The 24,268-nt window shown below is 39.0% G+C and carries 18 protein-coding genes; 9 read left to right on the forward strand and 9 right to left on the reverse strand.

From position 1 onward, the window contains the following. The first annotated feature begins 197 nt into the window (after positions 1–197). Positions 198–746 carry a hypothetical protein gene (locus J6836_RS02755; RefSeq protein ID WP_219246622.1) on the forward strand — a complete coding sequence of 183 codons (549 nt, stop codon included), beginning with the start codon at positions 198–200 and terminating at the stop codon, positions 744–746. Further along, positions 743–6,265, forward strand: coding sequence for a hypothetical protein (locus tag J6836_RS02760; RefSeq protein WP_219249587.1), 5,523 nt, complete (start codon positions 743–745; stop codon positions 6,263–6,265). Before J6836_RS02755 ends, J6836_RS02760 begins: the two co-directional genes overlap by 4 nt. Before the next feature lie 194 nt (positions 6,266–6,459). On the opposite strand, the gene J6836_RS02765 is transcribed toward J6836_RS02760, so the two are convergent. The 3 genes from J6836_RS02765 to J6836_RS02775 form a co-directional block, all read right to left on the reverse strand. After that, complete coding sequence (locus J6836_RS02765) at positions 6,460–7,281, reverse strand: helix-turn-helix transcriptional regulator (protein ID WP_219246623.1); 822 nt, start codon at positions 7,279–7,281, stop codon at positions 6,460–6,462. A gap of 891 nt (positions 7,282–8,172) precedes the next feature. Further along, positions 8,173–8,541 carry a nitrous oxide-stimulated promoter family protein gene (locus J6836_RS02770; protein WP_219246625.1) on the reverse strand — a complete coding sequence of 123 codons (369 nt, stop codon included), beginning with the start codon at positions 8,539–8,541 and terminating at the stop codon, positions 8,173–8,175. Positions 8,542–8,755: 214 nt separating this feature from the next. Continuing rightward, positions 8,756–8,968, reverse strand: coding sequence for a DUF465 domain-containing protein (locus J6836_RS02775; RefSeq protein ID WP_219246627.1), 213 nt, complete (start codon positions 8,966–8,968; stop codon positions 8,756–8,758). A gap of 267 nt (positions 8,969–9,235) precedes the next feature. Here J6836_RS02775 and eco point away from each other — a divergent pair, with 267 nt between their 5' ends. Then, positions 9,236–9,712, forward strand: a complete 477-nt coding sequence (gene eco / locus J6836_RS02780) for a serine protease inhibitor ecotin (protein WP_219249341.1) — start codon at positions 9,236–9,238, stop codon at positions 9,710–9,712. A gap of 42 nt (positions 9,713–9,754) precedes the next feature. Here the strand turns inward: eco and J6836_RS02785 are convergent, their stop codons facing one another. Beyond that, on the reverse strand, positions 9,755–10,192 hold the full coding sequence (locus tag J6836_RS02785; protein WP_219246629.1) for a universal stress protein: 438 nt from the start codon (positions 10,190–10,192) through the stop codon (positions 9,755–9,757). Between the two features lie 300 nt (positions 10,193–10,492). On the opposite strand from J6836_RS02785, the gene J6836_RS02790 reads away from it, so the two are divergent. Together J6836_RS02790 and J6836_RS02795 are read left to right on the forward strand one after the other, a co-directional pair. Continuing rightward, positions 10,493–11,422, forward strand: coding sequence for a cation diffusion facilitator family transporter (locus J6836_RS02790; RefSeq protein ID WP_219246631.1), 930 nt, complete (start codon positions 10,493–10,495; stop codon positions 11,420–11,422). Between the two features lie 239 nt (positions 11,423–11,661). After that, positions 11,662–12,702, forward strand: a complete 1,041-nt coding sequence (locus tag J6836_RS02795; RefSeq protein ID WP_219246634.1) for a galactose-1-epimerase — start codon at positions 11,662–11,664, stop codon at positions 12,700–12,702. A 67-nt stretch (positions 12,703–12,769) separates the two neighbouring features. On the opposite strand, the gene J6836_RS02800 is transcribed toward J6836_RS02795, so the two are convergent. The 3 genes from J6836_RS02800 to prpB are packed head-to-tail and all read right to left on the reverse strand — an operon-like array spanning position 12,770 to position 16,342. After that, positions 12,770–14,224, reverse strand: coding sequence for a bifunctional 2-methylcitrate dehydratase/aconitate hydratase (locus tag J6836_RS02800; protein ID WP_219246636.1), 1,455 nt, complete (start codon positions 14,222–14,224; stop codon positions 12,770–12,772). A gap of 13 nt (positions 14,225–14,237) precedes the next feature. After that, entirely contained in the window at positions 14,238–15,401 is a 1,164-nt protein-coding gene (gene prpC, locus J6836_RS02805) for a bifunctional 2-methylcitrate synthase/citrate synthase (RefSeq protein ID WP_219246638.1), read from the reverse strand. 56 nt (positions 15,402–15,457) lie between these two features. Continuing rightward, the gene (gene prpB, locus J6836_RS02810) at positions 15,458–16,342 is read right to left on the reverse strand and encodes a methylisocitrate lyase (RefSeq protein WP_219246641.1); all 885 of its coding nucleotides are present in this window, start codon (positions 16,340–16,342) and stop codon (positions 15,458–15,460) included. A gap of 256 nt (positions 16,343–16,598) precedes the next feature. Between prpB and prpR the strand changes: the two genes are divergently transcribed. Further along, positions 16,599–18,185: a propionate catabolism operon regulatory protein PrpR gene (gene prpR / locus J6836_RS02815; protein ID WP_219246643.1), complete on the forward strand. Its 1,587-nt coding sequence runs from the start codon at positions 16,599–16,601 to the stop codon at positions 18,183–18,185. Positions 18,186–18,764: 579 nt separating this feature from the next. Beyond that, positions 18,765–19,907 (forward strand): MFS transporter, encoded by a 1,143-nt coding sequence (locus J6836_RS02820; RefSeq protein ID WP_219249343.1) that lies wholly within the window; start codon positions 18,765–18,767, stop codon positions 19,905–19,907. A gap of 61 nt (positions 19,908–19,968) precedes the next feature. Here the strand turns inward: J6836_RS02820 and J6836_RS02825 are convergent, their stop codons facing one another. Next, positions 19,969–20,913 (reverse strand): ATP-grasp fold amidoligase family protein, encoded by a 945-nt coding sequence (locus tag J6836_RS02825; protein ID WP_219246644.1) that lies wholly within the window; start codon positions 20,911–20,913, stop codon positions 19,969–19,971. Between the two features lie 407 nt (positions 20,914–21,320). Further along, positions 21,321–22,415 (reverse strand): fatty acid desaturase family protein, encoded by a 1,095-nt coding sequence (locus J6836_RS02830; protein ID WP_219246646.1) that lies wholly within the window; start codon positions 22,413–22,415, stop codon positions 21,321–21,323. Between the two features lie 540 nt (positions 22,416–22,955). Here J6836_RS02830 and J6836_RS02835 point away from each other — a divergent pair. Continuing rightward, positions 22,956–23,282: a DUF1090 family protein gene (locus tag J6836_RS02835; RefSeq protein ID WP_219246648.1), complete on the forward strand. Its 327-nt coding sequence runs from the start codon at positions 22,956–22,958 to the stop codon at positions 23,280–23,282. A gap of 230 nt (positions 23,283–23,512) precedes the next feature. Then, complete coding sequence (locus J6836_RS02840; protein ID WP_219246650.1) at positions 23,513–24,256, forward strand: DeoR/GlpR family DNA-binding transcription regulator; 744 nt, start codon at positions 23,513–23,515, stop codon at positions 24,254–24,256. Positions 24,257–24,268 lie beyond the last annotated feature (12 nt).

A 24,268-nucleotide genomic window follows, 5' to 3' on the forward strand; every position in this document is an offset into this window, starting at 1 on the left:
TTAATAAGAATAAGCTCATAAAAGGAACGCAAGGGTAGCGATAAAATAAATTTAAAACTAAAGTTATTTTAATCATAAATTTATGAGATGGCTCTATTTCTACATTCGGACTTATAGAAAATAACTAGTTTTTAGCTTACACTAGGTTTCTTGGACATCATTATAATAGCGAAGAAAAGTACTGGTAAGGTAACCATATGTTTTTAAAAAATAAATTTCATGTTGCATCTTTGCTTATAGCAGGTACGGCTCTTCTTTCTGGCTGTACATTTGGCTCAGACACATACAATACAGCAACGCCGAATACCCCGAGTAAACAAACAGTAAATGCAAATACGACACCAGTTGCTCAGCAACCTGCAGTAAATGCAACTCAAACTGATGACTCTTACCCTGAATCACAAAAAGTGTTAAATAGCGCTATTAATCGCACACCAATAGCGTCAACAACTTATGGACAAAGTGGTGCTGACCAACAAACATTTGCTCACCTAAATACGTGTGTTAAGGAATTAAACGCACTAAAAACACTTTCACCAAAAGATTACAACCGTTTAGTAGGTTCATTTAAAGAAGTTAGTGAAATCAACCGTCTCTATCGAGAAGTTGAAGGTACCGCTAGCCCTGACACAATTGAATTACTGCAAATGGCGATTGAGTCTAAAACGAAAGTGCTCTGTGCAAAAGTTCGCTATAACTCAGTCTTGTCTACCGAATCAACATTGAAGAAAATTAGTGGATTATGAGAATAAACCTTAGACTTTGTGTGTCGCTGGCACTTGTTACGACATTTTTTAGTCATGCTCCAAAAGCAGATAAATTTAATAGTGTTATTGATGATTTTGATACTTACCTTCAATTGGAAAACGAAGGAAAAGTAAAAGAGCAAAAACAGCAACAGCAGCCAGTTAATACACAAGTTCAAGGTTACGATATTTTCTCTTCACTATCGACGGTGCCTGCGCCAAAGGAAAGACAAAAGTCCGCGGCAGCGAATAAAGGAAGTAAAGGTAAGACAACAGGTAAAAGAAAATCAGGCGCAGCATCGACAAATCAAGTCGATGCGGCTAAAACGACGCCAGCAGAACCAGAAAAAACAACTTTTTCTGATGTCTGTGCGGTGACAACAAATAACGCTTCTGCGCCAATTTTACTCTCATCCTATCCCTATTTATTCCAAAGTAATCAATGGCACCCTGAATATTTAGCAAGGGATTTTGCCAAATATCAGTTAGTTCTCGATCCTCTCGGGTTGTATTCTTCTAAATTTGCAAGACCGTCAGGGATAGATGCTTCAGCCTATCTTGAGCAACTTGCACAATTAATTGAACGCCAGCAGTTAACCGATTTATATAAATTTGGGATTGCACAAGGTGTAGGCCAACTTATTTCTTATAACAATTTGTTAAATGATGAACAACTTGTTGCTGAGCTAATTAATCATAATAAGAGTGTTGCACAATTAACTCAGACAATTGCAGAAAAAGAATTTGAAATTAATCAGCTTAATGAAGATGTTAAACAAAATAAAAATCAAATTGCGCAACTGCAAGCACTATTAAATTCATCTTCAGATGATCAATCGTTAATTGATACGCTAAACCGCAAACTGGCTGAAGCGGAAAAAACGATTGAACAAAAACAGAATAATTTAACGCAGCTTAGCCAAGAAAATCAGCAAACCCAAGAAACGATTGCTCAGCTTGAAAAACAATTAAATGAAAGCGCTATTGAACAATCTAAAATCAAACAGCAGCTTGCTGAGAAAGAACAACTGTATGCCGCTGCAAATGTAAAAATTGAGCAGCTAACGGCAGATATTGCGAAATTAGAGCTAGATGCTAAAAATCAATTGCAACTTGCAGGGAATACAGATGAGCAAGTGAAATTGGTGACCAATGAGCTCTTGCAGCAAAAAGAATTACTCAAACAAAAAGAAATTGAATTAAATACTGCAAAAAGTGAAAAAGATGATGTCCAGTCAGCTTTGAATGCTCAACAAGCGGGTACTAAACAGTTAGAGCAGCAAAATCAGCAATTATTGGCTCAGTTAGCAGAGAAAGAACAGTTAGCAGAAAAAATCCAGGCTTCGTTAATAGAAAAAACAGCGCAAGCAGATCAAAAAGTTGCACTCGAAAAAGCGTTAAAAGAGGCACAAACAGCGCAAAGTATGCTGGTTGATCAGTTAGCTGCCAGTGAAAAACAACAGGCCGAATTACAAGCTAAATTAAGTCAAAATGAACAAGATTATGCTACTGCACAGGCTCAGTTGCAGCAAGCGGATACGGATTTACAGAAACTGCATAAAGATGTTGAAAAACAAACAGCATTGTTAAATCAAGCCAGTGATGAGCAAGTGAAAGCCATCACGGCGGATTTAAATAAACAAGTTGCGTTGCTGAAACAAAAAGAAGATGGGCTGAAGAAAGCAGAAGCGGACAGCCAATCAACCCGTGATGCGCTGGCAAAACAGCAATCTGCGGCCAAAGAGCTTGAACAGAAAAATCAGCAATTAACGGCGCAGCTAACGGAAAAATCGCAGCAGGCCGATAAAATCCAAGCGGAATTAGTGGCTCAAACGGCGAAAGCGGCGGACAAAGCGGCGTTAGAATCCGAGTTAGCGACGGCGAAAAAACAATTAGCTGAACATGAATCAATGCAAAATACATTGGCGAAGCAACTGGCTGCCAGTGAAAAGCAACAAGCTGATTTACAAGCTAAATTAAGCCAAAACGAACAAAATTATGCTACAGCGCAAGCACAATTGCAGCAAGCGGATACAGATTTACAGAAACTGCGTAAAGATGTTGAAAAACAAACAGCATTGTTAAATCAAGCGAGTGATGCGCAAGTGAAAGCCATCACGGCGGATTTAAATAAACAGGTTGCGTTGCTGAAACAAAAAGAAGATGGGCTGAAAAAAGCAGAAGCGGACAGCCAATCAACCCGTGATGCGCTGGTAAAACAGCAATCTGCGGCCAAAGAGCTTGAACAGAAAAATCAGCAATTAACGGCGCAGCTAACGGAAAAATCGCAGCAGGCCGATAAAATCCAAGCGGAATTAGTGGCTCAAACGGCGAAAGCGGCGGACAAAGCGGCGTTAGAAACCGAGTTAGCGACGGCAAAAAAACAGTTAGCTGAACATGAATCAATGCAAAATACATTGGCGAAGCAATTGGCTGCCAGTGAAAAGCAACAAGCTGATTTACAAGCTAAATTAAGCCAAAACGAACAAAATTATGCTACAGCGCAAGCACAATTGCAGCAAGCGGATACAGATTTACAGAAACTGCGTAAAGATGTTGAAAAACAAACAGCATTGTTAAATCAAGCGAGTGATGCGCAAGTGAAAGCCATCACGGCGGATTTAAATAAACAGGTTGCGTTGCTGAAACAAAAAGAAGATGGGCTGAAGAAAGCAGAAGCGGATAGCCAATCAACCCGTGATGCGCTGGTAAAACAGCAATCTGCGGCCAAAGAGCTTGAACAGAAAAATCAGCAATTAACGGCGCAGCTAACGGAAAAATCGCAGCAGGCCGATAAAATCCAAGCGGAATTAGTGGCTCAAACGGCGAAAGCGGCGGACAAAGCGGCGTTAGAAACCGAGTTAGCGACGGCAAAAAAACAGTTAGCTGAACATGAATCAATGCAAAATACATTGGCGAAGCAATTGGCTGCCAGTGAAAAGCAACAAGCTGATTTACAAGCTAAATTAAGCCAAAATGAGCAGAACTATACCACTGCACAGGCTCAGTTGCAGCAAGCGGATACAGATTTACAGAAACTGCGTAAAGATGTTGAAAAACAAACAGCATTGCTAAATCAAGCGAGTGATGCGCAAGTGAAAGCCATCACGGCGGATTTAAATAAACAGGTTACGTTGCTGAAACAAAAAGAAGATGGGCTGAAAAAAGCAGAAGCGGACAGCCAATCAACCCGTGATGCGCTGGCGAAGCAGCAATCTGCGGCCAAAGAGCTTGAACAGAAAAATCAGCAATTAACGGCGCAGCTAACGGAAAAATCGCAGCAGGCCGATAAAATCCAAGCGGAATTAGTGGCTCAAACGGCGAAAGCGGCGGACAAAGCGGCGTTAGAAACCGAGTTAGCGACGGCAAAAAAACAGTTAGCTGAACATGAATCAATGCAAAATACATTGGCGAAGCAATTGGCTGCCAGTGAAAAGCAACAGGCTGAATTACAAGCTAAATTAAGCCAAAATGAACAAAATTTCACAACCGCTCAAGGGCAGTTGGATAAAGCTAATGCGGGCTTGCAAAAACTGCAAAAAGAGGTTGAAAAACAAACTGCATTGATAGGGCAAGAAAATGATAAACAAGTCAAAGCATTAACCCTTGACCTTAATAAGCAAGTTGCATTACTGCAACAAAAAGAAGCTGACTTGCAAAAAGCCCAAACAGAAAGCCAAGCAACGCGTGATGCATTAGCGAAGCAGCAAGCAACAGAGAAAACGCTGACTGAGCAAAATCAACAATTGGCTGCACAATTGAGTGAAAAAACTCAGCAAGCCGATAAAATTCAAGCATTATTATCTGCTCAAACGACTAAAGCAGAAGGTAAAGCTAGCTTGGAAAGTGAGTTAGCATTAGCACAAAAACAACTCGCTGAGCACCAAAGTGCACAAAATGCGTTAGCCAAACAAGTGGCTGATAGCGAAAAGAATCAAGCTGAATTGCAAGCCTTGCTTAAGAAAAATGAGCAAAATTATGTCATTGCACAAGAGCAATTAAATACCGCGAATTCAGAGCTTAAAACATTAAAAGCGAATGTTGAAACTAAAACTGCATTAATGAACCAAGCCACAAATCAGCAAATTGAAGCATTAACTGTTGATTTAAATAAACAAATTGCACTGTTAAAACAAAAAGAAGATGGCTTGAAGAAAGCAGAGGCAGATAGCCGTTTAGCGAAAGATGCGTTGACGAAACAGCAAGTGACATCGAAAGAATTAGAGCAGAAAAATCAGCAACTTTCCGCTCAATTGAAAGAGAAAACGCAGCAAGCCGATAAAATACAAGCATCACTTGTTGAGCAATCCGCTAAAGTTGCTCAGAAAATTACGTTAGAGTCGGAGCTTGCTGCGGCTAAGCAGCAATTGCAAGAGCATCAAGCTGCTCAAAATATACTTTCTAAACAATATACCGAAAGCCAGAAACAACAGCAGCAACTCCAAGCTACATTAACGCAAAATGAGCAAAACTATACGGCAGCTCAGAAGCAGTTGGCTCAGGCTAATGATAACTTGCAAAAACTGCAAAAAGACGTTGAAAAGCAAACTACATTAATTGGTCAAGCAAGTGATCAGCAAGTAAAAGAATTAACGGAAAGTTTGAATAAGCAGCTAGCACAGTTGAAGCAAAAAGAAGATGCCTTGGGTAAATTGGATTTAGAGAAAAAAGCAATTCAAGATGCGCTTGCAATGCAAGAGAGTGAAAAGAAAAAACTCGAACTACAAAACTCACAATTTGTGAAACAAACCAAAGAGCAAGAAACACAAATTAGCAAACTTGAAAACGATATTGCGGCCAAAGTTAAAAAGCAAGCAGAGGTTGAGTCTCAACTTGCTGATGCAAATAAACAAATTAGCGCCTTGAAGTTAGACGCACAAAAGCTGAGTTCTGCAACGAAAGCAGAACAAGAATTAGCTTCTGCGAAAGAACAATTGAAAAAATTACAGGCGGAGTTAGATACACAAAAAGCATTTTCAAGTGATGAAGGACTTAAGTCGCAAATTATGGACTTAAACCGTCGTATAACTCTGTTGCAAGATGAAAATAATGCGTTAAAAGGGAATGGTAAAACGGGGGCGAGCGCAGGGTTAGCGGGGCGCATACCACCAAGCAAAGATGCTAAAGTGATCGCTGAAGAGAATGACAAGAAAAACCAGAAGATAATTCAAGATATTACGGCACAAAAATACAGTAAATTGGATAACAATACATATTATAAAATTATTCAGCGTGGAACACCGATTACCGATGTTAAAAAGAAAGACATCACCTTTATTATGAGGGAGCAGTTGACGGATGGGACAGTAACGGTAATGTATACCGATAAAAACCCAGTAACGCTGCCTTATAATGAACTACCAACACCATTGAACTCGTTTGTTGAACGTGCAGGGGAAGGTGGGATGGTGAAAGTCTACATTAAGCCAGAAGGCGGTTATGGGGTCGCAGGGATCCCTGGTGAAATACCACCGAACTCGATGTCTATCATTGACTTGAAGATCATGAAAGTCAAATAACTGAAAAAGTAGTTTAGGTTTTGAAAGGGCGATTTGTCACTAAGGCAAATTGCCTTTTTTATGACGAAGAGTTGATAATGGAAAAGGATGATAAAAAGAAAGGTTTTTTTGGTTGCCTTTCTGCCAGATTATAGTTAAATCAGAAATTTCTATAACTGACAGGGCATGTGTCTATGCTCGAGTTTATTGAGTAATTAAGCTGTTATTCTTGATTTACTCGGGGTGTAACCAAATCGTTTTCGATAACTTTGTGTAAAATAAGATTGGCTAGAGAAACCTGCTTCCATCGAAATCTCAACAATGCTCATTGCAGTATTTACCAATAATTGGTGTGCATACATGATCCGTTTTTCACTGATCCATGAACGGGGTGATGTTGCGTACACGGTATGAAATAGCTCCTTGAATGTTGTTAAGCCCATGCCAAAGGTACGAGCGAATTCACTTAACTTCCACTCTTTTAAATAGTTATTTTCCATAAATAATTGCAATCGTTGAGCTTGGCGGTTACTTAATTGCTTAAAGTTAGAAAGTAAGATAGCACCTTGTTCACTATAGGATAATAACAGCAATAATTCGCTGACGCGTAATGATACGATGACCTCAGGGTAATCATGGTTGATGATTGCATTTAGGCTGTTTTTGATATCATCAATTAAAGAATACGAGGTAAATTTGATAATATCGGATGATGTGTCTTCAAATCGTTCAATTTCACTCAGTTGTGAACCATGGAGAGTAATAAACTCACGTAAAAAATCATCCTCTAAGCCTATCCAAATCAGCTGGCAATCTGTTGTGAAGTCAGCTGACTGGAATGAATAAGAGCCTTGCTTATGGTATAGAATATCGCCTGCATCTAAGGTTTGCACATTCGCTGGGGTTTCCAGTAATAAAGTTCCTGTTTCAACGATAATGATCCCCTTGGAGGTCAGGTCGATAATGGTGTGAGCCATCCCTTTATCGATGGTCATTTTTTTTATAACTTGCTGATTTAAATTGCTTTTAATTTGCATTATAGTCACCTAAGTAGTCGTATTCATACTGTTTAAACATTACTATCGAAATTAAATATCAAAAAATGAAAATTCCTTGATATAAAAAATCGACATTACTTGTATGGTTGAAATTATATAAATCGATTATTTATGTGTCATTTTGTTATTTTAAATATAAATAAATGTTTCAAAATATAGTTTTTCCGATTTAATTTGTTTTTTAACTCGGTTTTACTATAGTGATTAATTTCCTGTTTTTATAATATTCCAGTGTTATGGGTAACATCTGGTTTATTGTTCTGGTTTGATTGTTTCAGCCAGTTGTAAATTTTTTATTGTTTTTCACGCTTTACTCGTGTTTTTTTTCGTTTTTGTATAGAGTCATCATTTTTAGTGCAGTAATCGGTTTTATTGCCATGTTAATAATTGATTAAACATTCGTAAAAAACATAAATAATAAATAATTCTTATGTTTTAATTAATTGTTTACTTAAGTTATTTATTTAAATAATCGATGTGATTGATTATTTTTATCAAGATGGCGTTTAAATGTATGATAATGAGACCTATGTCTCTATTTTTAATTGATAGATGGCGTTAATGGTTTTAATAGGTAATATAAATATAGATTTTAGTAATTAGTTATTTTGAGTTACTATTTTTTAGTGGGACATATCTCAGTCATAAATAGTCAGTGTTAAGGTGATGGATTCCGGTGTTTCTCATTTTTAGATTTATGCATAAAAGGTGTCTATATAAAAAAGCATAAATATATCAGTTGGATATTGATAATTTCTTAATGGTGAGAAAAAACAGAAAGAATAAGACTACCTTATGTAAATAAGTATAAAAAAACGTAGCTTCCGCTTATGTGGATTATGCTGTGATGTTTCTGCTCTTAAGTTAATTCTACTTATTTATGTCTTGGCTCTGTGATGTACGCTTATTAACTTTAGCAGGAAGATCGGGAACAGGCTTACGATCATCAAGTAAGTGCCGAATGGCGAGTATTGGGTGGTGTAATAACATTTTAGGGCCAGCCCAGCGCATCACTAACTTCATTTGTTCTCGCATCTTGGGTTGATAGCAGTGAATAGGGCATTGCTTACAGGCAGGTTTTTCTTCGCCATAGCGGCATTTCTCTAAGCGATTAACGGCATAATCGAAAAGCGTTTGATAATAATCTGGTGTGTCACTGGCTGCTGGGTGCGCTTTTTCATAGATATTAATCATTTTTTCAATCGTTTTAATTTCCCGATTTATTCGTTTGCCAGCCATGATAACCCCTCATCGCGCAATAAAACATGTATTTAATATACATGTTAATGGTTTCAATAGAAAGCTTATGGGGGCTTAATGAGAGATTCTTTGATAGAGTTCAATAAATTTGGGGATAATGAAAAAGAGGGTTAACCAATGGGCTACCCTCTTTAACTGAAACCACTTGGATACTCAATAAAAAGATAAACTTATTGAGTCTATCTTTAATAGGTTACAGACTAGATTGCATTATTTTTTGCATTTCATCTTTAAGATGTAATTTTTCTTTTTTTAATTTGACGACATGCTCGTTGTAGCCAGCGCCAGAAGGGCCTTCGAGTTTACTAATTTCTTTATCGAGTTGATGATGCTTTTCATACAGCGTTTGAAAACGGGGATGGGTGGATACTAATTTTGAAACTAAATCTTGATCTGCTGATAACATACTACCTCCTCAGAATGTATTAAGCCTCAAATTTAGTATAATCAGTGCGTATATTTTGTGCATTAAATTAGCGAGTAATTTACATACTTTTTATCATTTTTATGATCCTTATACTAAAATTAAGTATTATTACGCCTATCTACTGTGGCAAACCTATATTTTTGTAATTAAGAATCATCTATAGTGATAATTGTAGTGTAATTGACTTACTATGTAGTGGAACTTAGAGTTTTTAATTGATTTTCTCTTTTGAAATAGGAATAAATGATGAAGAAAGCGATTTTATCTGTAATGGCAGCGGCACTTGTCTCATCTTGTGCAGTAGCAACGGAGGACTTGGAAAAGATCGCACCATATCCAAAAGCAGAATCAGGTATGACTCGTCATGTGATTCAACTCGCGAACCAGCAAAATGAAAATAACTTTATGGTTGAGCTGGTCATTGGTAAAACGATTAAAGCAGATTGTAACCACCAGTGGTTTATGGGTGATCTTGATAAGAAAACTTTAGACGGTTGGGGTTATGATTACTATAAACTGGATGAAATTAAAGGGCCTGCATCAACGATGATGGCTTGTACTAAGCCAGCTGAGAACCGTTTTATTACCACGCAATTAGGTGATGATGCGTTTGTTCGTTATAACAGCAAACTCCCTATCGTTGTTTATGCGCCAGCTGATATGGATGTAAAATATCGTGTTTGGTCAACAGACGATAAGTTAATTGATTCCACCAAAAAATAAATAAAAAATGCCGCTGATTAGCGGCATTTTTTATCCCATATTTTAGCGGATCACAAAGACCGATGTTTTTGCATGGCGAACAATAGCAGACGCGGTTGAACCTAATAAATAGGTTGAAGTGCTAGGGTGGTGTGAACCTACCATAATTAAATCCGCATTAATTTCTTGTGCATAATCCAAGATTTCATCTTTCGCTGATCCAATGCTTACTTTGCAACTAATCTGATTATCTGGCACTTTGATATTTTTAATTATTTCTTCTAATGCTCTCATCGCCAAAATTGAGCGTTCCGCTGAGTCTTTCTGACTCTCGGGCAGAGCGGCAATTTCAATACCAAAGAATAATTCAACACTAGGAATGACGGATAAAAAATGAATTTCAGGCGCCCCCAACATGGCTAAGGCTTCAACGTGTTTTATGATGTCCTGATTCAATTCATCCTCTAACAAATCAATCGGAACTAGAATTTTTTTATACATAGCCACCTCATCCATATGTTATTTGAAACCGATTATAGCAATTCACTATTTATATACTATAAGTTAAATAAGATAGAAGAAATGCTATTAAGTGCGCATTTATCGCTATTATTAAATAATGAGTGCTTTCGTAACCAAAAGTAAAGAATAACCATTTTCATCTACACTAACTGGTTACAATTTATGATGAGACATTTAACATTTAATGTGCGAATATTGGCTGAGTGTTTATTTAACTTATTGATTTAAAAAGTTTATTTAAATGATAATTATTTTGTTTTTCATTAAAGAAATGACGATATGAATAAAAATGAAGCAGTGACTCAGCCAAGCAAGGAATTCGTGGTTCAGCAGGCTAAATTTAAGGCAGCGAAAAAAAGCACGTTGATAAGTGTGTTGGTCAATACGCTGTTATCTATTTGGCAGATTATTATTGGTGTTTTCTCCCATTCATCGGGTTTAATCGCGGATGGGATCCATACATTATCCGATTTGATCGCAGATTTTGTTGTTTTAATCGCCAATAAAAAGAGCCACAAAAAGCCAGATGAAGACCACCCTTATGGGCATTTTCGTTATGAAAATGGGGCATCATTAATTTTGGGGATTATTTTATTGATTGTTGGGGTGGGAATGGTGTGGTCTGCCATTGAGAAGCTGCTCAATCCTGATTTGATCCCTGAAGTTCACATGATTGCATTAGTGGCAGCTTTGATTGCGTTAGTTGCAAAGGAAGGTTTATTCCGTTACATGCTACACGTGGCAAAAAAAGTCAATTCGAGCATGTTGGTTGCAAATGCATGGCATGCACGTTCTGACGCCGCATCTTCTTTGGTCGTAGCGATTGGTATTGTTGGTAACTTATGTGGGCTGCGTATATTCGATCCTCTCGCTGCGATGATTGTAGGGACATTTGTTTTCAGGATGGGCTTTAAATTTACCAACCAATCAATGCAAGATTTAATGGATAAAGGTGCAGATGAAGAGACATTGCAAGAAATTCGTGATGTATTAGATAACATCGATGAATTATCGGGCTACCATGATTTAAAAACCCGTAAATCAGGAGATTTTTTATTAGTTGATGTGCATTTAGAGCTTGATGGAAATATGAGTATCACACAAGGGCATGATATTGCTGTTAATACACGTAAAAAATTGATGAAAAATCCACAGATTTTAGATGTGATGACTCACTTAGATCCCTACGATAAGTACACCAAACATTAATAGAATTGTTACCGATATGTTTTCGAAATAACCGAGCTTTGTCACTTGCTCGGTTATTTTTTTGTCGAATTAAAACAATATCAGCCAATAAGTTATTGCACTCAATAGGCAACCAGTGGAAAATCAATCTGTTGCTGCAAGATGGAACGATTTTTTTGCTGACGCGGAAGGGGCGGTTGAGCAAATGTTAATTTTAACCCCTTCAGCTAAATAGATTACTATCGAATATTGAGGAAAAAATGCGGTTTACTCAAGAACAACGTCATACTATCCGATCGCCAAAAGTTATTGCTCTGACCAATCAAAATGGAATGAAGATTTTACTTACAAGCTTAGGCGCTAGCTGGGTTAGCTGCATATTGCCTTTAGCCAGTGGTAAGCGGGATGTGGTGTTAGGGTCACCCAATATGGGGAAGCAGATGGAGCAAGGTGTCTATCTTGGCGCGACCATCGGACGAGTTGCAAACCGCATTTGTGGCTCACGATTTACGTTAAATGGCCAGCAATACACAGTGTCTAATAATCAAGACAGGCACTGCTTGCATGGTGGAAAAGACAACTTTAGCTATCGAATTTGGGGGATTATTCAACCAAGTCCGTGCAAAGCGGTTTTTTCGTTGACTTCACCTGCGGGCGATCAAGGCTTTCCTGGGGAATTATTGGTTGAGGTAAGCTATGAACTAACGGAAGATAATCAAGTGATTATTGATTATAAATACCAGTCAACGGAAGACTGCCCAGTGAATCTGACGAATCACACTTATTTTAACCTTGCAGGGGAAGATTCGGCTCGAACTGCATTTGAGCATGACCTGCAGATAGCGGCTGATACGTTTTTACCTACCACCGCAGAAGGGCTCCCGACAGGGGAGTGGCGAGATGTGACAGAGACGAACTTTGATTTTCGTACAGGTAAACGCATTGGACGAGATTTTTTACAGGATGATGTACAAGCCGCAGTTGGTGGGTATGATCATACGTTTATCTTCAATAGTGGTATTGCTGATGGCCAGCAAACAGCGGCAATACTAGGCGCGCCTGATGGTGATGTACAGATGAAAATCACCACGACTATGCCTGCAATGCAAGTTTATAGTGGCAATCAATTATTTGCGATTGCAGGAAAAAGCCAAATTTATACGGCATATTCAGGCGTGGCTTTAGAGACACAGTTTCCGCCTGATGCAGTTAATCACCCTGAATGGGGGGAGCTATATACAGGTATTGCGAAAGCGCAGCGGGTTTATACCAGCCAAACGAGCTATCAATTTATTTTCTAATTTATTGATGGACAAAATAAATAACGCCGCAATTTAGCGGCGTTTTCGTATTAAAGATGGATAGAATTTAAATCACAAATAAATCCATATATTCATTTACTGGCATTTTTTCTAGCATAGGTTTATCGAGTGATGCCTGAAGAATACGCAGTTGCTGCGCTTCAGGAAATTGCCTTGCCAAATTAACCCTAAATTTCTTTAATAACAACGGCATCCCTTCTTTGCGTCGGCGTTTATGGCCAACAGGGTATTCTATCACCACTTCTTCTAATACTTGGCCATCATTTAACGTAATGGTTAACCCATTGGAAATCGAACGTTTATCTGGGTCATGGTAGTCAGCGGTAAATTGTGTGTCTTCATGGCAGTGCATTTTGGCACGAAGCACATCAATACGGCTATCTTGTGCAATGTTATCTTCATAATCAGCGGCAGTAAGCCGACCAAAAATTAATGGCACAGCTACCATGTATTGAATGCAATGATCGCGGTCAGCAGGGTTATTGAGTGGACCTTTTTTATCAATAATGCGAATACAGGCTTCATGGGTACGAATTGCAATTGAGGCAATATCATCGGCACTTTTACCTATTGCGGCTAATGCTTGATGAAGCTGAAGTGCCGCTTCGACGGCCGTTTGCGAGTGAAATTCAGCGGGGAAAGAGATTTTAAACAGCACGTTTTCCATGACATAGGAACCATAAGGGCGTTGGAAGTTAAGTGGTTGACCGTTAAATAAAACGTCATAAAACCCCCAAGTTTTGGCGGTCAATGCCGTTGGGTAGCCCATTTCCCCTTTTTGCGCCATCAATGCAAGCCTAACAGCACGGGAAGTTGCATCGCCAGCCGCCCACGATTTTCGTGAGCCTGTATTCGGCGCATGGCGATAAGTCCGTAAACTATGGCCATCAATCCACGCTTGGGAAACGGCATTGAGGATTTGTTCACGGCTCAAACCTAACATCTGTGCGACGACTGCGGTTGAGGCGACTTTGACTAAAATAACATGGTCGAGCCCCACTTTATTAAAGGCATTTTCAAGGGCTATACACCCTTGGATTTCATGCGCTTTAATCATGGCTGTTAATACATCTTTGATGATTAAAGGTTTTTTTCCTTTGGCTAGGTTTTCCCGAGACAACCAATCCGCAGTAGCAAGAATGCCACCTAAGTTATCTGAAGGGTGGCCCCACTCAGCAGCAAGCCAAGTGTCGTTAAAATCAAGCCAGCGGCACATTGTACCAATATTAAAGGCGCCTTGAATGGGGTCTAACTGAAATTGTGTGCCCGGAATTTTAGTGCCATTAGGGACGATGGTTCCTGGGACTATTGGGCCTAACAGTTTTTTACAAGCAGGGTATTCTAACGATTCCATGCCACAGCCTAATGTATCAAGCAGGCAATGATAAGCGGTATCGTAAGCTAGCTCAGAAACAATGGGGTAATCCATTACATAATCAACAATGTCACTGATCACGCTATCAAATTCAACTTTATGAGAACTCACGGTTTGTGTTGTCATTATTTTACCTTTATTAACGCTGTTCTATCGGAATGAATAACTGATTCTCTGGCCCAATATAATTGGCAGATGGACGAATAATTTTATTGTCTTGTCGCTGTTCGATAATATGGGCAGACCAACCGGCAGTCCGCGCCATGACAAAGAGTGGTGTAAACATAGCAGTCGGTACGCCCATTAAGTGATAGGCCACTGCGGAGAACCAATCTAAATTAGGGAACATACCTTTTTCACGTTTCATTACCGTTTCGATACGGTCGGCGATGCTGTATAAATGGCGATTCAAGTTTTGCTCTGATAGCTGCAGTGCTACGGATTTAATGATGGGATGGCGTGGATCGGCAAGGGTATAAACGGGGTGACCAAAGCCAATGATGACCTCTTTATTATGAATACGAGCAATGATATCTTGCTCCGCTTCATCCATTGAAGCATAGCGTTGCTGAATTTCTAGTGAAACTTCATTTGCCCCACCATGTTTTGGCCCCCGTAAAGCGGCTATTGCTCCTGTCATTGCTGAGTAAAAATCTGTTCCCGTACCTGCAATGACGCGAGCGGCAAATGTTGAAGCATTAAATTCATGTTCTGCATATAAAATTGCGGCAATATGCATGAATTTTTCCCACTGAGCAGGCGGTTTTTTGCCATGCAGTAAATGCAAAAAATGTGCGCCAATTGAGTCGTCATCGGTTTGTGTTTCGATGCGGCGACCATGATGGCTGAAGTGGTACCAGTACAGCAGCATTGAACCTAATGAGGCTAACAACCGGTCGGCAATATCTTTAGCGCCTGAAAATGGGTGAGCGTCTTTTTCGGGAAGCACGCAACCCATCATCGAAACCCCTGTGCGCATGACATCCATAGGATGTGCATTGGCGGGAATGGATTCTAAAGTTTGTTTCACACTCGCAGGTAACCCACGATAGGATTGCAGTTTTTCTTTATAAGCGGTGAGTTCGGTTTGCGTGGGAAGTTTATCGTGTATCAATAAATGTGCAACTTCTTCAAACTCACACTGTGTGGCTAAATCATGGATGTCAAACCCACGATAATGCAGGTCATTTCCATTGCGCCCTACGGTACACAGTGCCGTATTTCCCGCAGAAACGCCCGAAAGTGCAACGGATTTTTTGGGTTTAAATTGTGGTGTTTCAGTGCTACTAAGTTGTTCATTCATCGTAATTTCCTTGTAAGGGATTGAGGAGACTCAACTTGGTGCTGCCTACGTGCTTATCACTTTTTTTGCGAAAATAGAGTGTCCAATCTTTGTTCATAATCGTAGTAATGAATGCTTTGATATAGTTCATCACGTGTTTGCATCAATGGAACGACACTTTTTTGCGTACCTTCATGGCGTATCGCAGCATAGACCTGCTCTGCGGCCTTATTCATTGCTCGAAAGGCTGACAATGGATAAAGTGCAATTGCGATACCGACGCTGCGAAGTTCATCTAAGGTAAACAATGGGGTTTGGCCAAATTCGGTGAGATTCGCGAGAACAGGGGCGGGGGTATTTTGGGTAAACTGTTGATACATAGACAACTCGGTAATTGCTTCAGGGAATAACATGTCCGCGCCTGCTTCAAGGTAGGCTTGAGCTCGTTCAAGTGCTGCATCAAGGCCTTCGACGGCGAGCGCATCTGTGCGAGCCATAATCACAAAGCTGTCATCAGTACGGGCATCGACCGCGGCTTTGATCCTATCCACCATTTCTTGTGTCGATACGATTTCTTTATTTGGGCGATGACCGCAACGTTTCGCACCGACCTGATCCTCAAGGTGTAAGCCTGCCGCGCCTGCTTTACAAAATGACTTGACGGTGCGAGCGACATTAAAGGCGGATGGGCCAAAACCAATATCGGCATCGACCATCAGGGGTAAATCACAAACATCAGTAATACGGCGAATATCAATCAACACATCATCTAGGGTAGAAATCCCTAAATCAGGCATGCCTAACGACCCCGCGGCGACGCCGCCACCGGATAAATAAATGGCTTTGTAGCCAGCTTGTTGAGCAAGAAGGGCGTGGTTGGCGTTGATAGTTCCCACTAACTGAAGAGGGGACTCTTGGGCGACTGCATTGCGGAATTTTTGTCCAGCAGGAATAGATGACATAACAGCCTCTCGAATGTTAATGAATTGTTTTTTATTTAAGGTAACTATAGTCATATAGCAATTGCCATGCCAACTAGTTCAGGTGTCAATGTTAATAATAAAACGTTAAAAATTAGCGGGTTAAAAAAATATAGATTTGTGATAAGACAAACAAATTTATCATTTGTGATTAGCGTGTTTCATTGAAACAGACTAGTGTTAACTGAAACGCATTTTGAAACATAATTTTAAGCATAATAGAGAGGCCGCGAAGCAGATGGAAAAACCGATTATTTGGACTGTGTCTGTTTCGCGGTTATTCACACTTTTTCGTGATATCAGTCCTGAGTTTAGTGAGCAAGCCGAAATTACACCGTTGAATTTGGGGTTTGAACAAGCGGTAGACATAGTACGAGAAAGGCTAAAAGAGGGACATTGTGATGCGATTATTAGCGCTGGCTCTAACGGTGCTTATCTCAAAAGCCATGTTTCTGTACCTGTGATTATCGTTAATATCAACGGGTTTGATGTCATGCAGGCACTCGCTAAAGCACGAGAAATCAGTGATAAGGTCGGCATTATTAATTATAAAAATACCATTGCATCATTAACTGATTTTCAGCAGCGTTTTGCATTGCAAATTGAACAACGCAGTTATGTCACGGCAGAAGATGCGAGAGCGCAGCTTAAGGCCTTGAAAGCGATGGGGATCACCGTGGTTGTTGGCGCGGGGTTGATTATGGATTTGGCGGATGAAATGGGAATGACAGGAATTTTTGTTTATTCAACTCAAACCATACGCCAGGCCTTTTCTGATGCCATTGAGTTAAGCCGTATGTCTCATCGCAATCGCCATTCATCAGAAAAGTATGTCCCAGTCACACCACCAAGAGTCCGCTATACAATCAATGACTTAATTGGTTCATCATTATCGATGGAGCGGGTAAGGCAGACGATTATGTTATATGCGAGATCCGATGCTACGGTGTTGATCCAAGGTGCAAGCGGAACAGGGAAAGAAATGGTTGCGCAAGCGATTCACCACGAATTTACCTTATTTAATCAACACAAACGCAGTAAGCAGCAAATGCCGTTTGTGGCGGTTAATTGTGGTGCGATCCCTGAAACATTATTAGAAGCAGAATTATTTGGTTATGAAGAAGGTGCGTTTACGGGATCTCGGCGTGGTGGAAGAGCGGGTTTGTTCGAATTAGCCCACGGTGGCACGCTATTTTTAGATGAGATTGGTGAAATGCCACTAGTGTTGCAAACAAGGCTTTTACGCGTATTAGAAGAGAAATCTGTGGTGCGAATTGGCGGCTATAAACCTTTACAAGTCCATGTTCGTGTGATTTGCGCAACTCATTGCCATTTAGACGATTGGGTGAAGAATGGGCATTTTAGGGCTGATCTTTTCTATCGTTTAGGGGTACTTCGAATGCAAGTTCCTGCACTTAATGAACGTGGAGAGGATATTTTTGTTCTCGCTGAGCGACTTTTAAAACTGGCTTTTGCGGGATTAGTACTGCCGCTCCCCGCATTTCGCGTACAGCAACTTTTAAGCTGCCGTCATTTTTTTCTACATTATGCGTGGCCAGGGAATGTGCGTGAACTGCGAAATTTAATGGAGCGGGTTGCGCTTTATTGCAGTGCATACCCAGAAAAGGCGATTACGGAGGAAATGCTGACAAGTTTATCCCCAGAGCGCCAGTGGGGAGCAAATGACCATGAAGCTACTATAGATAGAAGGGAGGGATCATTGACTGAGGTGATGGCGAGGTTTAATGGTGACCGTAAAGCGGTAGCGCAGTATTTAGGGATTAGTAGAACAACACTTTGGCGGCGTCTTTCTTCATTAGAATAAACTTAGCAGATAAACCACGATGAAAATAACCATTAAATGGTATGTGCTATTACGTATTTTTGATTAAAAAAGAAATAAATTAATGAAAGCACAAATTTAATTATTTATTTGTTCCATTAGCCAGAAAGGCCTTTTGCACCCAATAAAATGGCAAGATAAAAATAATAAATAAATTATTTTGCCATTGAGCACTTTTAGGATACTCGGTATATGACTTAAGTTGTATCAAATCGTAACAAGAAAATGAAAGGGTGCTTATCTATACTGCATTGATTTTTAACTTTTTTATGTATTTTTATTGTGATTATTGATCTAAACCTCCCTTCGGAAAAAACGTGATTTTTCTCACATAAATTATTTTACTAGTCACCATTAGATTTTCTCATTTTAACTTACTGATTGAACGTTCTATATTGCGCTCAAATCAGTCTTATTTTTATATTTTACTACTGCACTAATCGCCGAAATGTGTTCCTTTTTTGGGGAGCGAAGCCTTGTCGTATTCTACGATGTAGTTGCAGCGCATATTATTTATTTTTATTTGTTGGAGAGTGGGGCGTGAATCAGTCCACTACTATCATGCGCAAACGCGATAATGCATTCGTTCCTGTTGCAGGGTTAACGATTTTTGCTATTGCATCGGGTTATTTAATGAGCCTAATCCCATTATCAATGGGGAGCTTCGGAATTGATACGCAGTATGCAGGCTGGTTAGCAAGTGCCTACTATATTGGTTTATTAATTGGTTCGATGTTAATTGAACCTGTGATCGCCAAAATTGGCCATCGCTTTGCCTTTATCGGCTTTTTATTAATGCTAGCTGCTACGGTTGTGGTGTTGCCATGGGCGCCTTCTATTGAAGCTTGGCTACCAAACCGTTTAGTTGCAGGTATCGCGGTTGCAGGTATCTTTGTTGTGGTTGAATCTTGGTTGCTGATTGGTGACAGCCCGAAAGAGCGAGCTAAGCGTTTAAGCTTTTATATGACATCATTGTATGGCGGTACAACGTTAGGGCAACTCGCGATTGGCGTGATTGGGACCCAAGGTGCCTATCCCTTTATGGTTGTATTGGGTTTATTGTTATTAGCTGTAATGCCGCCTTTATTAGTTCGCCAAGGGCAGCCAGATAGCGGGTCACATCAAAAATTATCACTGAAAAAAATTGCGCGATTAAGTAAACCTGCAATTATCGGCTGTATGGTTTCAGGTATCACCATGGGTACGATTTATGGGTTGATGCCACTATCATTGAAGAAAGACCAATTTACGACTGACCAAGTAGGGGTGTTAATGGCCTCTATTATTTTAGGTGGGATGTTGATTCAGCCTGTTGTCAGCAAGTTATCTATCCTGATGAGCAAAACCTTGTTATTAGCGATGGTTTCTCTGTTAGGGGTATTCGCGATGGGGGTTATTTATATCTCTAGCGACTACTTAGTGATGATTGTTGCGTTAGCCTTATTAGGAATGTCTTCATTTGCGTTATACCCGATTGCTATCACTTTAGCGTGCGACAGCTTGGATTCATCCTACATTGTTGCAGCGACACAAGTGATGTTATTTAGCTATAGCATTGGTTCTGCAATGGGCCCTATCGCAGCAGGTACGCTGTTAAGCCAGCACAATGGTTTAGTGGATTTCTTCTTTATTGTGTTGCTCGTGACCGCAATTTATATGTTAATAGCAAGCTTACGTCGTAAAGCGAGCGTGCTGGCGAATTAACGGTTTGAGTTAAAATAGTTTATGAAGGCTCTGTGATTTCACAGAGCCTTTTTTCTGCATGTTACTTTTTCTTATTCGCTGAGATTGTTGATAAGGCGCCTTCGAGTGGCATATAGCCTGCAGATTGGGTAATGCGTTGCTCCCAATGCTCCCCTAATTTGAAGTCCCACGATAGTGGGGATATTTCTGTTCTACCTGCGTTAGGTGCAAAGGTCAGTTCGCTAAAATACAAGGTATGTTCATCAGACATCAAAAAGTCAGCACGGCAATAATCGAACGGCGTGACGAGGATTTCAGCCAAGCGCAGCATTTCTTTAAACATGGGGGGCTCAGGTACTGGCTCTAACATATTTGGGTAGCCAAAAGTCACCGGTTGCAATTGCCAATTAACATCATAGATGTTGATAAACTCTTCACCTGATTCATCAGTGTAATCTATTTCTGCATAGACAGGTTTACCTGAAAAACAATGTATACGGCAGGTTTCAGGAACGAGTTTTCTATTTTTATTGGCGAACAAATCAATATATTGTTCACAAATAATTTGAGGTGAAATATTTTTATAATGACGTTCGCGAGTAATGTAATAAAGATTTTTTATTAAGTGAAATGACAATTTATTTTTAGCATGTTGCCAATTAAATTTGGCTTTGTTTCGACAGATTACACTGCTGCCGCTGTCATGATTACATTTGAGTACAAATTGCTCGGGAAGCGCACCGATATCAATTTCATCAACATTACGATAAGTGGCTAAAATAGGGACTAAATACTCTTCGCCAATGGTTCGGCTAATGTAGCCTCTGACGGCGAGTTTATCAGCAAGTTGTGTATACAGCGGGTTTTTATCACGCAGCATTCTAAAATTCACCTTTTCATTGAAGCTTTTAGGTGTTTTAAAATCAGGGCGATAATTTAGTTTTTTAGTAAATTTATTAGCAAGATAAAGCTTATCACTGATAATAAATGTACGTAGTTTTTTTATAATGTACTCTGCTTTTTTCATGCGAGTGTCAACCATTCTATAAAATGTAGTGTGTAGTTTAGAAATATTATTTTTATGTATGGATTATATTTTGAATAACTTAAATGGAATATCAATAGGTGCAATAGTGAATTTAATAATTCCTTAATAAATAAAAAGTAAACAGAACATAAATAAGACGTGAATTAATAGATATCATGCTCTTTTTGTTTAAATTTATATCAATAATATAATCAATCGTTTTAATTATTCGTCAAAAGTAATGTGGGTATTATTTTTATAAAGCCTACCATATCGCTAGGCAATAAACCTTAAGGGTTTATTTATAAAAGTGATGGGTATTTGAATAATTAGTTCATTGAGTAACTATTTAAATACAAACATTACTTCACTGTATTTACACGGTATAGCATACAGTGAAGTTGCATTTAGCGTGGTTTTTCGCCCATCTTTTTTAAGAAACGGATTTGCGCTGCGACCAATTCGTTATAACGAATACAGCGGTAAGGCATGTTATGTTGCGTTGCCAATTCCCCTAAAATTCTCGCCAAAGCAGGGTAGTGACGGTGGTGCCAATTGGGGAAAAGGTGATGGGTAAGATGATAATTAAGCCCGCCAGTTAAACGCCATAGACAATGTGGCGTTGGTATCCAATCGCAAGCAGTGACAAAATTATGATGGTACCAACCATGTTTAATTTGCTTATTATTTGGAGCAGTAAAAAATTCAGTTTCAGCCCAATGGGTCCCTAAAAGTAAATAAATAACAAAAATAGATGCAATCATTTGGCTCAAAATATAAGTGACAAAAATAGCGGTTAAGCTTATTCCATGCTCATGTGCAAAAAATAAAGGTAAACCTAGCATCAGCAATAAATGGCCAATTTTGCTGGCAATAAAAAGTGCCCAGCCTTTTTTTCCTGTTAAGACCTTTTTATCTTTTAGGCGTGTTTTCCCCGTTCTATCCGACCAGTCAAAAACCAGCGCAATCCAGGTTAAAGAAAAAGAGGCAATAAATGGCCAGTAGATATGTTGGTACTTCATAAAAGGTCGCCACTTTTGAAAAGGTGTTTGGCGAAAGATGCCATTTTCTTCTGTATCTAAGTCGTAATCTTCAATATTGGCAAAATGGTGGTGATAGTGAACATGGCGAGTTCGCCAAAATTCAGGCTCTAATCCTAAAGGTAAGGTGACTAAGCGGCCAAACACTCGGTTTTTCCAGCTATTTTTAAATAAGGTATTATGACAAGCATCGTGTTGCCCGATCACATTGAGGAACATAATGATTAGGACAAAAACAAAATAGGATAAACTGTAGGTTAATACGGATGAGGTAAACAGCGTCGGAAGATAACACAATATTGCGATAGCAAATAAAGTGATTATCACAATAATATCGGTTTTGCTTGCATATACATGATCTTGCTTATTTTGCAGATAATTTTGGCTGGCTTGCTTTAACGCTGCATGAAAATGTTGTTCGTCAGCATTGGAAAATGTCAGTTCAAATTTAGTCGTGAGCATCGTTGTTCTCTTTGGCATTACCGATGCTAAGAGTATATCGTCACTGATTAATAGGCAGCAAAATATATATGAGAACAAGATGTAATTTAGACTTATTCCTATAGGTTTAAATAAATACAAATAAAATGGATTTTTTATTTTTATAATTAAATGGATTTTTGCAAATTGTGCTTAATATATTTTTTAATAATCAAGCTAACTGTTTAATTTAATTGAAGTAATTGGATTGATGATTTAGGTGGTGAAAGTAGTTATTTTGAGATTTTAAATGAAAAATGCCTACGTCCATGTAGAGAAAAGTCCTTGTAAATAAGGTAACAAGGAAAATTATGTCTGTCTGTAATAAATTATCATAAAAAGTGTTTAGAACTGTTTAACTTGTTAACTATAAATATAAGTTATCATTTATCCTACTTTGGGATACGATTATTTTAGAGTTATTCCTTGGCTTAAGCCAAATTAAGAGCTTGCTTATATCAATAAAATATAAAAGTGATGAAATAGACGAAATTTAATTTATTTTTATATTTGGAGAATTAAATGAAAAAGATAATGCTAATTATTTTATCAACACTGTTTATTCCATTATCTTCTCAAGCGGGCTCTAATTACTATGGTTGTGATAATAAAATTTACCAACTTGAAAAACAGTTAAAATATGCAAAAGCGCATGGAAACCGTCATCGAGTCGCAGGGTTACAACGTGCTATTTCGAATGTGCAAAACCGTTGTTATGACCACTATTCTGGAGCTACAGGCCCAACAAAACTGAACAGTAAATATTACTCAGATGAAAGCCGTCAGTTAGAACGTGAAATTGATGCGCTACGCTATGAAATCAAGCGGTTAGAATCGTTAAAAAGTTAATGTTTTAATTCAAATAAAGTAGAAAGCCTAATTAGTGGCTTGCTACTTTATTTTTGCCCTTACTCATACTGTAATTTCCCTCCTGATGTTTTCTTTTCTTAAAAAATAAAAATAGAAAAATTTCATAGGCTTGTTGATGTGTGTGGTTGTAGCGCTGACTTTTATCTTTATTTCCAGTTTTATTGCGGTATTATGAGATTATATGCGGCTTTTTGCAAGGTTTTGCGGTTATGCACAAACAAGCACGACAGAATTATATTATTGAAATAATAGCAAAAAATGGCCAGGTGAGTGTTGCGGACTTATCTAATCAGTTGCACGTATCTACGGATACTATCCGCCGTGATTTAACGGAATTAGAAAACCAAGGGCTGGCACAAAAAAACCATGGTGGTGCTGTGGGGTTCAATGTGCCAGTTATGAGCCGTCGAGGGCGCAATATTTTATTGCCTGAGGTTAAAAAACAATTAGGGCAACAGGTTGCTAAGTTGATCCCGAAGAGTTCAACACTTTTCCTTGATTCGGGCAGTACGGTTATGGCTGTTGCTAGCTTTATTCAAGGTCCAATGAAAATCATCACCACATCCTTAGATATTGCTGTGCATTTTAGTGAACGTGCGGATATCCAATTGATCTTATTAGGTGGGGAGTGGGACTCAGAGCAGCGCTTGTTTGCAGGAAGTGGCACACTATCCATATTGGCACGATACCGAGCAGATATTGCTATATTAGGGGCTTGTGCTTTGCATTCCACTTTGGGATTGAGTGCAACACAAGAAGCAGATTGCGATGTAAAACGTGCCATGATAGCGAATAGCCAAGCACATTGGGTCGTAGCAGACAGCACAAAACTCAATCTATGTCAGCCTTATTTAGTGGCACATTTGGACGAAATTGATCAACTATTTTTAGATTGTCATTGGGATGAACTTAATCCTAGTAGCAAGGTAATTGTAAATTCTCTGAATATTTAACAATGCAGGTAA

This window comes from Providencia sp. R33, from assembly GCF_019343475.1.
Lineage (GTDB): Bacteria > Pseudomonadota > Gammaproteobacteria > Enterobacterales > Enterobacteriaceae > Providencia.